The organism is Ferrimonas sp., assembly GCF_048263965.1.
Taxonomy (GTDB): Bacteria; Pseudomonadota; Gammaproteobacteria; order Enterobacterales; family Shewanellaceae; genus Ferrimonas.
In genome coordinates this window covers 24,727-38,456 of sequence record NZ_JBLXDO010000009.1, presented here as the reverse complement: position 1 = coordinate 38,456, position 13,730 = coordinate 24,727, and the positions used below count along the sequence as shown (strand labels likewise).

General features: G+C 55.9%; 15 protein-coding genes. 5 read left to right on the top strand and 10 right to left on the bottom strand.

The genetic code is table 11. The features are described from left to right. The first annotated feature begins 199 nt into the window (after window positions 1-199). From thrS to rplT, 4 genes are all read left to right on the top strand, one after another. A complete protein-coding gene (thrS, locus tag ACN0RV_RS09955; protein ID WP_417347459.1) occupies window positions 200-2,134 on the top strand; it encodes a threonine--tRNA ligase in 1,935 nt (644 codons plus the stop codon). Between the two features lie 3 nt (window positions 2,135-2,137). Continuing rightward, complete coding sequence (gene infC, locus ACN0RV_RS09950; RefSeq protein ID WP_084643823.1) at window positions 2,138-2,680, top strand: translation initiation factor IF-3; 543 nt, start codon at window positions 2,138-2,140, stop codon at window positions 2,678-2,680. Window positions 2,681-2,771: 91 nt separating this feature from the next. After that, window positions 2,772-2,969, top strand: a complete 198-nt coding sequence (gene rpmI, locus ACN0RV_RS09945) for a 50S ribosomal protein L35 (protein ID WP_028108505.1) — start codon at window positions 2,772-2,774, stop codon at window positions 2,967-2,969. A 17-nt stretch (window positions 2,970-2,986) separates the two neighbouring features. Next, on the top strand, window positions 2,987-3,346 hold the full coding sequence (gene rplT, locus ACN0RV_RS09940) for a 50S ribosomal protein L20 (protein WP_028108504.1): 360 nt from the start codon (window positions 2,987-2,989) through the stop codon (window positions 3,344-3,346). 114 nt (window positions 3,347-3,460) lie between these two features. Here the strand turns inward: rplT and ACN0RV_RS09935 are convergent, their stop codons facing one another. Further along, window positions 3,461-3,802 (bottom strand): hypothetical protein, encoded by a 342-nt coding sequence (locus tag ACN0RV_RS09935; RefSeq protein ID WP_417347458.1) that lies wholly within the window; start codon window positions 3,800-3,802, stop codon window positions 3,461-3,463. Window positions 3,803-4,080: 278 nt separating this feature from the next. On the opposite strand from ACN0RV_RS09935, the gene ACN0RV_RS09930 reads away from it, so the two are divergent. Continuing rightward, window positions 4,081-4,836, top strand: coding sequence for a Nif3-like dinuclear metal center hexameric protein (locus tag ACN0RV_RS09930; RefSeq protein WP_417347457.1), 756 nt, complete (start codon window positions 4,081-4,083; stop codon window positions 4,834-4,836). Between the two features lie 60 nt (window positions 4,837-4,896). Here the strand turns inward: ACN0RV_RS09930 and ttcA are convergent, their stop codons facing one another. The 9 genes from ttcA to ccoP all read right to left on the bottom strand — a co-directional run bounded on the left by ttcA (window position 4,897) and on the right by ccoP (window position 13,726). Then, window positions 4,897-5,823, bottom strand: coding sequence for a tRNA 2-thiocytidine(32) synthetase TtcA (ttcA, locus tag ACN0RV_RS09925; protein ID WP_417347456.1), 927 nt, complete (start codon window positions 5,821-5,823; stop codon window positions 4,897-4,899). A gap of 193 nt (window positions 5,824-6,016) precedes the next feature. Beyond that, window positions 6,017-6,943: a universal stress protein UspE gene (gene uspE / locus ACN0RV_RS09920; protein WP_417347455.1), complete on the bottom strand. Its 927-nt coding sequence runs from the start codon at window positions 6,941-6,943 to the stop codon at window positions 6,017-6,019. Between the two features lie 175 nt (window positions 6,944-7,118). Continuing rightward, window positions 7,119-8,045 (bottom strand): universal stress protein UspE, encoded by a 927-nt coding sequence (gene uspE / locus ACN0RV_RS09915; protein ID WP_417347454.1) that lies wholly within the window; start codon window positions 8,043-8,045, stop codon window positions 7,119-7,121. Between the two features lie 103 nt (window positions 8,046-8,148). Further along, complete coding sequence (gene etrA / locus ACN0RV_RS09910; RefSeq protein ID WP_028108498.1) at window positions 8,149-8,895, bottom strand: electron transport transcriptional regulator EtrA; 747 nt, start codon at window positions 8,893-8,895, stop codon at window positions 8,149-8,151. A gap of 59 nt (window positions 8,896-8,954) precedes the next feature. Further along, window positions 8,955-9,644: a sulfite exporter TauE/SafE family protein gene (locus ACN0RV_RS09905; protein ID WP_417347453.1), complete on the bottom strand. Its 690-nt coding sequence runs from the start codon at window positions 9,642-9,644 to the stop codon at window positions 8,955-8,957. Beyond that, complete coding sequence (ccoS, locus tag ACN0RV_RS09900; RefSeq protein ID WP_286342834.1) at window positions 9,637-9,795, bottom strand: cbb3-type cytochrome oxidase assembly protein CcoS; 159 nt, start codon at window positions 9,793-9,795, stop codon at window positions 9,637-9,639. The genes ACN0RV_RS09905 and ccoS overlap by 8 nt, the downstream gene beginning before the upstream one ends. Continuing rightward, on the bottom strand, window positions 9,792-12,158 hold the full coding sequence (locus ACN0RV_RS09895; RefSeq protein ID WP_417347452.1) for a heavy metal translocating P-type ATPase: 2,367 nt from the start codon (window positions 12,156-12,158) through the stop codon (window positions 9,792-9,794). Before ACN0RV_RS09895 ends, ccoS begins: the two co-directional genes overlap by 4 nt. A gap of 12 nt (window positions 12,159-12,170) precedes the next feature. Then, window positions 12,171-12,647, bottom strand: a complete 477-nt coding sequence (locus ACN0RV_RS09890; protein ID WP_417347451.1) for a FixH family protein — start codon at window positions 12,645-12,647, stop codon at window positions 12,171-12,173. Window positions 12,648-12,766: 119 nt separating this feature from the next. Continuing rightward, window positions 12,767-13,726 carry a cytochrome-c oxidase, cbb3-type subunit III gene (gene ccoP / locus ACN0RV_RS09885; protein WP_417347450.1) on the bottom strand — a complete coding sequence of 320 codons (960 nt, stop codon included), beginning with the start codon at window positions 13,724-13,726 and terminating at the stop codon, window positions 12,767-12,769. Between the last annotated feature and the right edge of the window lie 4 nt (window positions 13,727-13,730).

Here is a 13,730-nt window from a genome sequence, read left to right as displayed (position 1 = left end):
TATTGAACTCTATTTCATTTGTAATGGGGGCTGCGCCTTTCTATACTACTGCCTTCGCCGGTTGGACCGAGCGCCGTTCCAAGCACTGTTTGCCCTGTAAGGCGAATACCTTGCTGAATGGTACTGGTCTGAAAACCGACCCCTTATCAATTCTATGCATGTGATCTTTTGTGTGGATCACCACTGTGGAGAGTCTTAAATGCCAGTTATTACCCTGCCAGACGGTAGCAAACGCGAATTCGACAACCCCGTATCCGTAATGGACGTAGCCAGTGACATTGGTCCTGGCCTGGCCAAGGCGTGCATCGCCGGCCGCATTAACGGGGAACGTGTCGATGCCTGCGAGATCATGGACCAGGACAGCGAACTGTCCATCATCACCGTGAGGGATGAAGATGGTCTGGAGATCATTCGCCACTCCTGTGCCCACTTGCTGGGTCACGCCCTGAAGCAATTGTGGCCCGACGCCAAAATGGCCATCGGTCCCACCATTGACAACGGCTTCTACTATGACATCGACCTGGAGCACAAGCTGACCCAGGAGGATATCGATGCCTTGGAGAAGCGCATGCTTCAGTTGGCTAAAACCAATTACGATGTGGTGAAAAAGCGCGTCAGCTGGCAGGAAGCCCGGGATACTTTTGACGCCCGAGGTGAAACCTACAAGGTTGAGATCCTGGACGAAAACGTCAGCCGTGACGACCAGCCCGGTCTCTACCACCACGAAGAGTACGTGGACATGTGCCGCGGCCCTCACGTGCCAAACATGAAGTTCTGCCACCACTTCAAACTGATGAACGTGGCTGGCGCCTACTGGCGTGGTGACTCCGACAACAAGATGCTGCAGCGCATCTACGGTACTGCCTGGGGCGACAAGAAGCAGCTTAAGGCTCACCTGGTTCGTCTGGAAGAGGCTGCCAAGCGCGATCACCGTAAGATCGGTAAAGCCCTGGACCTGTTCCACTGGCAGGAAGAAGCACCTGGTATGGTGTTCTGGCACAACGACGGCTGGACCATCTACAAGGAGCTGGAAGGCTTTATGCGCACCCAGCTGGACAAGTACGGCTACGAAGAGGTGCGTACTCCTCTGGTGATGGATAAGGTGATGTGGGAGCGTTCCGGTCACTGGGACAAGTACTCCGAGATGATCTTCGCCACCGAGTCCGAAAAGCGCACCTACGCGGTGAAGCCGATGAACTGTCCTGGCCACCTGCAGATCTTCAAGCAGGGCCTGAAATCCTACCGTGATCTGCCATACCGTATGGCGGAGTTTGGTCTGGTGCACCGCAATGAGCCGTCCGGTTCTCTGCACGGGCTGATGCGTGTGCGCTCCTTCACCCAGGATGACGCTCACGTATTCTGTACCGATGAGCAGATCCTCGATGAGGTGACCGCCTGCATCCAGATGGTGTACGATACCTACAAGACGTTCGGCTTCGAAGAGATCGACGTAAAGCTCTCCACCCGTCCTGAGCAGCGCATCGGCTCAGATGATCTGTGGGACAAGGCAGAGAAATCTTTGGCCGAGGCTCTGGAAGCCAATGGTCTAAGCTATGAACTGCAGCCGGGTGAGGGCGCTTTCTACGGGCCGAAGATTGAATTCACCCTGCATGATTGTCTGGACCGTGCTTGGCAGTGCGGCACCATTCAGCTGGACTTCTCCATGCCTCAGCCCGAGCGCCTGGACGTCAGCTACGTGAGTGAAGACAACAGCCGTAAAGTACCGGTGATGATTCACCGGGCCATTTTGGGCTCCCTGGAGCGCTTTATTGGCATCTTGATTGAAGAATACGCCGGCAAACTGCCGACCTGGCTGGCGCCAGTACAGGCGGTGGTGATGAATATCACCGATAAACAAGCCGATTACGTGGAAAAAACTGTCCAAGCGCTCAAAAACTCAGGAATTCGTGCAAAGGCGGACTTGAGAAACGAGAAGATTGGCTTTAAAATCCGCGAACATACTTTAAAGCGCACCCCGTATCTGCTTGTCGTTGGTGACAAAGAGGTCGAAAACGGCGAGGTGGCGGTGCGTACGCGCGATGGCGTTGATTTGGGTAGCATCAAAGTCGAAAAGATGATTGAGCAGATCCAGAACGAAATCAACGACCGTAGTCTGAAATTGCTGGAGGAATAAGCTATAAAAGGCGGAAAAAAGCAAGGTCCGGCCAAGGACCAAACTCGCATCAACGGTGAGATTCGTGCTCGCGAAGTTCGACTGATTGATGCTGACGGTGAGCAAGCGGGTATCGTTTCCGGCCGTGAAGCGGCAGAGCGTGCCCAGGAAGCTGGAATGGATCTGGTTGAGATCAGTCCAAACGCTGAGCCACCGGTTTGCCGGATCATGGACTACGGTAAGTTCCTTTACGAACAGGCTAAGAACCAGAAGGAACAGCGTAAGAAGACCAAGCGGATTCAGGTTAAGGAAGTTAAATTCCGTCCTGGAACCGATGAAGGCGACTATCAGGTAAAACTACGCAACCTGACTCGCTTCTTGGAAGACGGAGACAAAGCGAAAATTACGCTGCGTTTCCGAGGTCGCGAAATGGCCCACCAGGATCTGGGACTGAAACTGCTGAATCGTATTAAGGACGATCTGGCGGAGCTGGCCCAGGTGGAGGCTTTCCCTAAAGTGGAAGGTCGCCAGGCGGTGATGGTCCTCGCGCCTAAGAAGAAACAGTAAGGCTTCCAAGTAACAACTCAGCCCAGTCGCTGACTGGGCTGTTTTTGTTCGCCTTGCAGTTCTATTTTTTATTTACAATGCGGAGTTTAGAATGCCTAAGCTGAAAACCAATAAAGGTGCTGCTAAGCGTTTCAAGAAAACTGCCTCCGGCGGTTTCAAGCGCAAGCAGTCTCACCTGCGTCACATCCTGACCAAGAAGTCCACCAAGCGCAAGCGTCACCTGCGCTCCAAGCAAATGGTTGCTAAGTCTGACGTGGCTCAGATCCGCACCATGCTGCCGTACGCCTAATTGGGAGGGATTAAAACATGGCTCGTGTAAAACGCGGTGTGACCGCTCGTGCTCGTCACAAGAAAGTACTCAAGCAGGCTAAAGGCTACTACGGTGCCCGTAGCCGTGTCTATCGTGTAGCAGTTCAAGCTGTTACCAAGGCTGGTCAATACGCTTATCGTGACCGTCGCCAGAAAAAGCGTCAGTTCCGTCAGCTGTGGATCGCCCGTATCAACGCTGCTGCTCGTCAGAACGGCATGTCTTACAGCCGTTTCATCAACGGTCTGAAGAAAGCTTCTGTTGAGATCGATCGTAAGATCCTGGCCGACATCGCTGTATTCGACAAGGTAGTATTTACTGCCCTGGTAGAAAAAGCGAAAGAGGCTCTGGCCAAGTAAGTTTTTCTTACCTGGACAGGAAAAGGGACCCTAGGGTCCCTTTTTTAATGCCTGTAATACCTAAATTACAGGCAATAAAAAAGCCGGCTAATGCCGGCTTTTTTATATTCTTTATCAGCGGTGACCGCGGGGCAGGGTGCTGCCCTGAGCCAGCTTTTGAGCCCACAATTGCTTGGGGGTCATGCCGCCGTTTCCGCTTACTTTGGCCGCCTTCTTTGGAGCGGCTTTTTTAGCAGGCGCGCTCTTCTTAGGCTCGGCTTTAGGGGCTGCGTCTACGGACTCAGCGCCGCCAGTCAGCTCTTTAACCATATCGGCCAGATCACCCAGACGCAGAGACTTGCCGCCATCTACCTTGAACCAGCTGCCTTTCTGCTCGATCTCAGGGGTCTTACCGTGTTTCGCCAGGTACGCATCATTAAGCTGCTGCAGTACCTCTTCCTTATTCAGTTTGGACATATTGTTTTAAAACCTTTGTCTTTTCGCCGACTCGGGCTGATATTTCAGCCTGTCTTTATACCGATTCCGGGGCAATTTGTCTAATAATTGCCACAAAAAATCGATGGATTTGCGATTTGCCCCATTAAAACCCCGCTTTTGACCGACGAGGACCTTTGTTGGCAATTGGCGATTTAGATAGGACTAGTTTGGGGTTTGAGAAGTGAGTTAAATATTGGAAAACGAAGTAGAGAAGCAAGTACACTTATCTAATTCCTCAGCCTATGAATTGAAGAAAGATGAAACGAGTTGAGTTTATTGAAGTGCTGGATCAACTGCTGACCCCTTGGAAGTTCAAGGACTATGCCCCCAACGGGCTGCAGGTTGAGGGGCGCGAAGAGGTGTCCCATATCGTCACCGCGGTTACCGCTGGTCAGGCCGCCATCGATGCCGCCATCGAACTGGGCGCGGATACCCTGTTGGTCCACCACGGTTATTTCTGGAAGGGAGAGAGCCAGGTGATCACCGGCATGAAGCGCAACCGGATCAAGGCGCTTCTGGATAATGACATCAACCTGGTTGGCTATCACCTTCCCCTGGATGCCCACCCGACGCTCGGTAATAACGCACAGTTGGCAAAGGCCTTGGGCCTGGAGCTCGCTGGCCCCATGGAGTTGAGTAATGAACTTTCCATCCCTGTCTGGGGCAAGTTTGAGCCGCCGGTGTCTGAAGCGGAGCTGTGCGAAAGAATTGCGAAGGCGCTGGGCCGTGTTCCTCTGTGCATCAGTGGCCATGACAGGTCCATTTCGACCCTTGGAATCTGCACTGGCGGGGCGCCGGATTACATCGACCTGGCGGCCAGTCTGAACCTCGACGGCTATCTCTCCGGTGAAGTGGCGGAGCGCACTTACTACAGTGCCAAGGAGCAGGGTGTCAGCTACTTTGCCGCCGGTCACCACGCCACCGAGCGGGGCGGGGTTCAGGCGCTGGGACAGCACTTGGCCGATAATCATGGCCTCAAAGTGACCTTTGTCGACTGCGACAATCCGGTCTGAGTCAGCAAAGAGAAAGGGCGCCAATTGGCGCCCTTTTTTACACCTGCTTTGCCTGGCCTGTTACGGCTGGTGCACCTGAACCACGTCGATGCGGCTGGCCTGATCCAGGTCGATGTGGCCGCTGTTGTCCGCATCAAAGAAATCGAAGGCGGGCAGATCCGACTCGGCCACTTCGCCGCTAGGGGCCGCATTGGGATCGGCCTTGAGCTCGGTAAAGTTGAACAGCTCCCGATCCACCAACTGGGAGGGCGCCACATTCTGCATCGCGGTAAAGATGGTCTCGATGCGGCCGGGGAACTGCTTGTCCCAGACGTTGAGCATCTCTTTCACCTGCTTTCGCTTCAGGTTTTCCTGAGAGCCGCACAGATTGCAGGGGATGATAGGGAAGGATTTCAGTTCGGCGTACTCACTGATGTCTTTCTCCCGGGCATAGGCCAGGGGACGAATAACCACGTTGGCGCCGTCGTCAGACAGCAGCTTCGGTGGCATTGACTTGAGCTTTCCGCCAAAAAACATATTGAGGAACAGGGTCTCAATCATGTCATCCCTGTGGTGACCCAGGGCGATCTTGGTGGCGCCGATTCGCTGGGCAAAGCCATACAGGGTGCCCCGGCGCAGCCTGGAACAGAGTGAACAGGTAGTCTTGCCTTCAGGGATCTTGTCCTTGACGATGGAGTAGGTGTCTTTCTCCAGGATGTGATAGGCCACACCCAGACTGTCCAGATAGGCGGGCAGCACATCTTCCGGGAAGCCAGGCTGCTTCTGATCCAGGTTGACCGCCACCAGTTTGAAATCGACGGGGGCGCGGTGTTGCAGGTTCAGCAGAATGTCCAGCATGGTATAGCTGTCCTTACCACCGGAGAGACACACCATCACCACATCGCCATCTTCGATCATACGGTAATCTTCAATGGCACTGCCCACCTCACGACGAAGGCGCTTCTGCAGTTTGTTCAGACGGGTTTTCTGCTTCTGGGTAAGTTCCACTCCATACCTCAATATGCTGTCAATTTGGGGCTGGCATTATCCCCGTTAGGGGAGGGCGGGTAAAGGCTCTGCCATAAAAAAACGCGGCTTAAGCCGCGTCTTTTCTAGCCTCGGGACAGGTATACCTCCGAAGGCAGCATCTTTGTTGCTCTATCGGTGTCCCTTTATCCTGCTCGGATGCATATACCCCGGTTTAATCCGCCAGCGGGCAGACAAAACTCTTGGGTTTAAAGGCCACCAGGTCACAGTTGAGGCTGTCGATAACATGCTCCGCCGTGTTGCCTATCAAGGCCGCAGACAGGCCGCTGCGGCCAACGGTGCCCAGCATCACCAACTCGGCGTCCAGCTCCTTGGCCAACTCGGGAATCACATCTTCGGGCAGCCCTTCCAATACGTGGCAACGCTTATGATCGATGCCGTGACGATCAGCCAGCGCCTCTATCCGCTGGGAATGGTGCTGCTTGATGGATTGGTTGTAGGCGTGAGCATCGAAGTCCGGCAGTTCGATGGCGATGTTGACCGGAGTGCCAGGGTAACCGTTGACCAGGTGTACCCTTGCGTCGATCACAGTGGCCAGTTTCACCGCGTTGGAGACGATGCGATCGTTGAGCTCCTGATGCTCCTCATCGTCTGCTGCCACATTGACCGCGGCCAGGATGTTGCCGTCTGCCGGCCAGTCATGCTCTTTGACCAACAGAACCGGAACCGGAGCCTTACGCAACAAGTGCCAATCGGTGGGGGTAAAGATCACCGACTTAAGCTTGTCATGGGCGTGGGTGCTCTTGATGATGTAGGCGATATCATTGTTGAGCACATGGTTGATGATGCTTTCGAAAGGACGGTTGTGCCACACCACATCAAAATTTACATCCAGCCCGTCGGCAACCAGAGGCTCGGCTAACTGCTCCAGCCATTTTCGACGCTGTGTCACCACACCATTTCTCATGGCATCCCTCTCCTCCTGAGACAACATGGAAGTCATCTCATAGGAGAAATCGAAGATGCTGAGGAAGAGGGTTAATCGGGCTCCGGCACAGCGGGCGAGGTGGGCGGCCCTTTCCAGCGCAGGTTGGTCATCCCTGCTGGGGTCGATGACAACTAGAAATCGTTCGCTGCTCATAAAGCTCTCCTAACTTTGTGTCCCTCACCTACATCGTTGCATGGAAGGGTGGGTCATTCCTTTGTTTCAGATCAACGGAGCCCTTTGTGGCTCTCTCCTGAATCTAGAGTATCACTTCCAAATGATTTTCAAAGGTTTATTCCGATAGAAAAAGGGGGCACTCGCCCCCTCAGTGTCAGGCAAGAGGGGAATTAAAGGACCCGGGCTTCAGGGCGAGCAGGTCACAGCCGATGTTGTAGATAACATGTTCTGCGGTACTGCCCAGAAGGGTAGCGGTGATCCCCTGTTCTCCTATGGTACCCAGCACCACCAGTTCGGCATCGATATCCTGGGACACGGCGACAATTACGTCCTCAGGATCGCCCTGGCGTGCATGGCACTGATCCGCGGGGATGCCGTATTTGCTTCCCAGCTCTTCCAGGTGTTCCTGATGCTGTTTGCTTACCGAGATGTTGAACCCCAGGTTGTTGAACTCAGGCTGCTCAATGAACAGGTTGTCCGGCAAGCCGGGGTAGCCATTGACCAGATGCACCTTGGCATCAATGAGCTCGGCCAGGTTGTTGCAGTTCTGGATGATGCGGTCATTGAGCTCTTGATGAACCTTGTCTTCGGCATCGATGTCGATGGCAGCCAGAATATTGCCATTTTTTGGCCAGTCATGGTCTTTCACCATCAACACAGGCACCGGGGCTTTACGGATCAGGTGCCAGTCAGTGGGTGTAAAGAAGGTGGCGGTCAGCCTGCCACTGCCTTCCTGGGTGCTCTTGATGATGTAGGAGATGTCATTATCGAGGACATAGCGGATGATCGCTTCAAAGGGGCGGTCGTGCCATTCCACTTTGGCTTCGACATTGATGCCTTGCTGCTGAAGCGGTGCCACCAACTCTTCAACCTGGCGATGGTGCTTTTCGATGAGTCCCTCTCGAAGTGCTTCACGCTCGGTTTTGGAGAGTAGGGCGGTTTTCTCATAGGAGAGATTAAAAATAACGGAAAATAAAGTGATGGGGGCGCCAGTTGCGCGGGCCATGTGGAGAGCCCGATCCAGCGCAGGTTGCTCAACCCTATCAGGATCGATAACCACTAGGAGTCGTTTGCTACTCATAACTGCCTCGTCAGATTTCGGACACTGCACTGTTTGTTCTAGAACAAAATGCGCCAGTTCGCGAATCTTGGAAACAGATAGGGCACCCTGAGGTGCCCCTTTTTTATCGTGCGATGCGGGCGTTGCCCGCCAGGTCCGATAGTCTCTCTAAATCGAGAATGGTGATGTACTTGCCTTTTACTTCAATCAGGCCGGACTTTTGGAAACGACCGAGCAACCGACTGATGGTCTCAACGGTCAGCCCCAGGTAGTTACCGATGTCTCCCCGGGTCATGGTCAGGCGGAACTCGCGGCTGGAGAAGCCCCGGTTGCCGAACCGTTTGGCCAGATTGCTGATGAAGGCGGCAAGGCGCTCTTCGGCATTTTTCTTGGACAGCAGCAGGATCATCTCCTGGTCGCCCATGATCTCGTTGCTCATCAGCCGCATGATCTGTTGGCGCAGTCTCGGCATAGCGCCGCTCAGCTGATCCAGAGTCTCGTAGGGAATTTCACACACCATGGCCGTTTCCAGGGCCTGGGCAAAACTCTGGTGCTGTTCGGAGTGGATGCCGTCGAAGCCGATAACGTCGCCGGCAAGGTGGAATCCGGTGATCTGCTCGTCGCCGTTCTCGGTGATGGTGTAGGATTTGATGGTGCCCGATCGGATGGCAAACAGACTCTTGAGGGGCTCGCCCGACTGAATCAGGATCTCACCCTTCTGAATGGGTTTCTTTCGTTCAATAATGGCGTCTAGCTTGTCCAGCTCATTGGCATTGAGCGTGAACGGGATGCAGAGTTCCGACATGCTGCAATCGTGGCAGTGAATAGCACAGCCACCGAACGCCGTCCTTTTAGCGCGATTGTTATCCAAGGCTCTTTCCCGATTGGGTCAACTCATTACACATGGTAAACCAAAACAATCTCTCGACGCTAGAAAAATTGACCTAGCGCAATGACCAGGGTGTGCACACCGTAACCGATCAACAGTAGGGCACTCACAATTTTGAACCCCTTGTTAACCAAAACCTTTTTAAAAGCATCCGCGGCAGCGCCAACCAGAAACATGCTGGGAAGAGTTCCCAGGCCGAAGAGGGTCATCGCCAATACCGTGTCTGTCAGGCTGCCCAGCGACAGGGCCCAGATGAGCGTGGAATAGACCAGGCCACAGGGAAGCCAGCCCCAGAGCATGCCAGCTGCCAGTGCTTTGGCCGGCGAGGTGACCGGCAACTGCTTGCGTGCCATGGGGGCCAGACGGCTCCACAACGGCTTGCCCAGGCGTTCAACCACCACCAGGGCGGATGAGAAGTTGGCCAGGTAGAGACCCATCAAAATCAACATGATGCCGGCAATGAACCTCAAGCCCGTCAACCAGTGATCCACCCCGAACAGCACGCCAATGCCGCCGGCCAATGACGCCAGCAGCGCTCCGGCCGCGGCGTAGCTGACCACCCTGCCCAGGTTGTAGGCACCGAGCAGGCCCATGCGTTTGCCCAGATTCATCTGGTCTCTGGAGGGGAGGCCATGGCTAAGTGCGGCCATGATGCCGCCGCACATGCCGACGCAGTGCGCCGAGCCAAGCAGCCCGATAGATAGGGCTGCCCACAGGCTAAGGTCACTCATTGCGGTCTTTCTGTTCGTCGTCAAACAGGATACTGGAACCCTGCCGGTCCAGATCCTCAAACTGATCGGATTTAACTGCCCAGAAGAACACCATCACCGCGATAATGACAAACAGGATGGCAACGGGGATCAGGGTAAAGATAATGCTCATAGTTTTAGTAATCTCACGCTGTTACCGACCACGATCAGGGAACTGGCCGACATGCCGATGGCGGCGATGTAGGGGGGCACCAGGCCGCACACCGCCAGTGGCAGGATGGCCAGATTATACCCCAGAGCCCAAAGCAGGTTCTGACGAATCACCCGAACCGTCTTTTTGGCGATGGCGATGCCGTCTACCACAGGGGCCAACTTATCACCCAGTAACACCAGGTCGGCGCTGCTCTTGGCCAGTTCGGTACCGGCGCCCATGGCGATGGACAGATCGGCACCGGCCAGCACCGGGGCGTCATTGACGCCATCGCCAAACATGGCCACCTTATGCCCCCTGTCCTGAAGCCCTTTGAGGTAGTCGTGCTTCTGTGACGGCGTGACGCCATGATGACAGTCATCCATCTCGAGGGAGTTGGCCAGCGCCTGTGCCGCAGGACTGGGGTCACCGCTCAGCATTTCACAGCGCAGCCCCTGGGCCTGGAGTTGTGCCAGGGTCTCGGCGGCGTCCTCACGCAAGGAATCCTGCAGCTGGAACCAGGCCAGTGGCCCCTGGTCATTACCAAGCCAAAGACGATCGTCCCTCGCCTCCAGACCCACAAAGCGGCTGTGGCCCACCCGGTAACGAACGCCGTTGACCTCACCCTGAATGCCGCCACCGGGGATGTGCTCAAGCTTATCAACTCTCAGGCCGGGGGTGTCATAGGGGCGAAACGCCTGGGCGAGGGGGTGGCTGCTGGCGCGCTCCAGAGCGGCCACTAATGCCAGGTGCTGCTCTATCGGTTGTTGGTCCAGGCTCTGTTTGTCGGTCAGCGACCAGTTGCCCTGGGTCAGGGTGCCGGTCTTATCGAACAACAAGGTGTCCACCTTGGGCAAGGCTTCCAGTACCCGGGAGCTGCGGGAGAGCAACCCATGGTTGCGAAGGGCATTGCTGCCACAGGTCAGGGCCGCAGGGGTCGCCAGAGACAGGGCGCAGGGGCAGGTGGCGACCAGCACCGACAAGGTGACCCAGAACGCCTGACTGGGATCGATAAAGTGCCAGATCAGGTAGGTAAGGGCGGAGAGGGTAAGCACGCCGGGGACGAAATAGCGGGCCACCTTGTCTGCCAGCCGGGCAATCTCCGGCTTCTCCTGGGCGGCCTGCTCCTGCATGCGCACTATGGTGTGAATCAGCTGCTCTGTGCCCACCTGACTGACGCGTATTTCGATACTTTGGTCAAAGTTAACGCTGCCACCATAAAGGGGGTCGCCAGCGCGTTTGGTGACGGGCTCCTGCTCACCGGTAAGCATGGATTCATCCACGGCGGCCAGGTCGGAGACCAGCTCGGCGTCGGCGGGGATCGCTTCACCAGGGCGGACCAGACAACGGTCGCCCACCTTAAGGGTCTTGGCAGCTACCTGGTCCTGGCCCTGTTCGGTGATCAGCTCCGCTGTCAGGGGCACCAGCCGATGAAGGTTGGAGGCGGACTCCGCGGCTTTTCGCCTGGCCCTTTGCTCCAGGAAACGTCCCAGCAGCAGGAAGAAGGTGAACATGGACACGGATTCGAAGTAGACCTCCCCCGTACCTTTGAAGGTCGCAACACAACTGGCGCTGAAGGCGCCAAGTATGGCGATGGAGACAGGGACATCCATGTTAACCCGCATCGACATCAGGGCGCGCAGGGCGCTGAAGTAAAAGGGCTGGGCGGAATAGAGGGCCACCGGGGTGGCGAACAGCAGCGACACCCAGCGAAAATAGTCGCGGTAGATGGGGTCGAGCTCAGTGAAGTAGCCCATATACAGGGCAACGGCCAGCATCATTACCTGCATGGTGGCCATGCCGGCCAGGCCCAGGCGGAACAGGAACTGCCTGGCGCTGTGGGCGTAGGTCTGCTCCTTGGCGTCAGGCTGGAACGGGGTAGAGGGGTAACCTATGCTGGCCAGTTGGTTGAGGATCTCGGACAGCTTGATCTTGTCCGGATACCAGCTGACTGTGGCGCGCATGGTGGTGGTGTTGACATTGATGCGGTGGATGCCGTCCAACTTACGGAAATGGCGTTCAATCAGCCAGGCACAGGCCGCACAACTGATCCCCTGTACGGAGAGAACCACAGAGTGGGTGTCCCCCTCGAGGGCAACAAACTCCTGTTGCACCGCCTCCAGATCATAGGCGTCTAGCTGGGCCATGAGGGCATCCAGGTTCTGCTTGCTGCCGGATTCGGTTCGGTAGTTGTAGTAGTCACCGAGGCCGGCGTCGCAGATGGTTTGTGCCACGGCGGCACAGCCGGGGCAACACATCTGGCGGAGTTGAGAATCTATGGTGACGGAGAAATCAGCGGACAACGGTACGGGTTGTCCGCAGTGGAAACAGGCGTTACTGCTCAAATTCGCCCCCTGTTACTGGAACCAGACGGAGTTGCTCAGGGGCAGCTGCAGCCGCTTCTGCAGACGCCAGCTCTGGTCATGGGCGTCGATCATCACCTGCCATTTGCCCTCGACCAGCTGTTCTGCGGGCAGCAGGTAACGGCCCAGGGCGTCCTGGGTTACCATTTGAGTCAGGTCATGCTGGGGCAGGGTGGTGTGGTGGAACTCAATCTCCAGGGCTGCGCCTGATGCGGGGCCGCCGTGCTGTATCAGAACCAGCTGTTCGCCATCCTGTTTCAGCTCAAACACCATTCCCAGGTTGCGTGCCTGAGTGATGCGGGAGAGGTCCTGATTGATCGCCTTGCCTTTCTTGTAATAATCCTCGGCCACCAGGGCAACGGGATTGTCGGTGGCGATTTTAATGGTAATCAGAGCCGCGATGACAACGGATCCCGGAAGAAGGATCAGAAACCACGGCCAGAACTGCTTATACCAGGGGGTGTTATTCATCTATCGTACCTTCCAATGGACTGGGTCCATGATACTGGTTTCCCTGTCGGGAGACCATTCCCGGTGAATCGGGGAGTAAAAAAAAGCCCCGCCGAACGACGGGGCTTTCAGGTAGGAACTTACTTCTTGTTCAGGCTGTAGACGTAAGCGGTGATCAGGTGGACTTTGTCTTCACCCAATACATCTTTCCAGGCAGGCATTACGCCGGCACGACCACCACGAATACTCTCCTCGATCACCTTACGGCTGCCGCCGTAGACCCAGGAGTTATCGGTCAGGTTGGGGGCACCCATCAGCTTGTTGCCGCTGCCGTCCATGCCGTGACAGGCGAAGCAGCCCTTCATGAAGCCCGCTTGTCCCTTGGCTGCCAGTTCCGCGTCGTGCTTACGGCCATTGAGGCCATAGATGTACTCGGCGATGGCAGGAATCTCCTCATCGGTAATGGGAAGACCGCCTTTAGGTGGCATCATGCCGCGACGACCGTTAAGCAGAGTGGTCTTGATGGTGGCGGGATCGCCGCCGTAGAGCCAGGCATCGTCGGTCAGGTTAGGGAAGCCTGGTCCCCCCTTGGCGTCAGAGCCGTGACACTGAGCGCAGTTCTGCAGGAACAGGCGTTGGCCAATCTTCAGAGCTTCGGCGTCGGCCACCAGTGCCTCGATGGGCTTCTCGGCAAAGCTCTTAAAGATAGGGCCGTAATGGGCGTCGGCCAGAACCACTTCCTGATCATACTGAACCCAGCCGGACTCACCGGAGCGAGCCTCGGCGGCAGCAGCCTTGGACTCGTCCATGTTCAGTACGCTCTGGTTGGATGAGGTCCAGCCCAGGAAGCCTTTCCAGTTACCCAGACCGGGGTAGGCAGCCAGGTAGCCCAGGCCGAACACGATGGTGAACACAAACATGTAGGACCACCACTTGGGCAGGGGGTTGTTGACCTCCTCGATGCCGTCAAAAGTGTGGCCCATGCCTTCACCCTCTTCGACGCCCATTTTGTCTTTCATGCACCAGATAAGCAGTGCAAGACAACCGAAGATCACCCCCAGGGTAATCACGGTGATAAAAATACTCCAAAAGCTGGTCATCTGA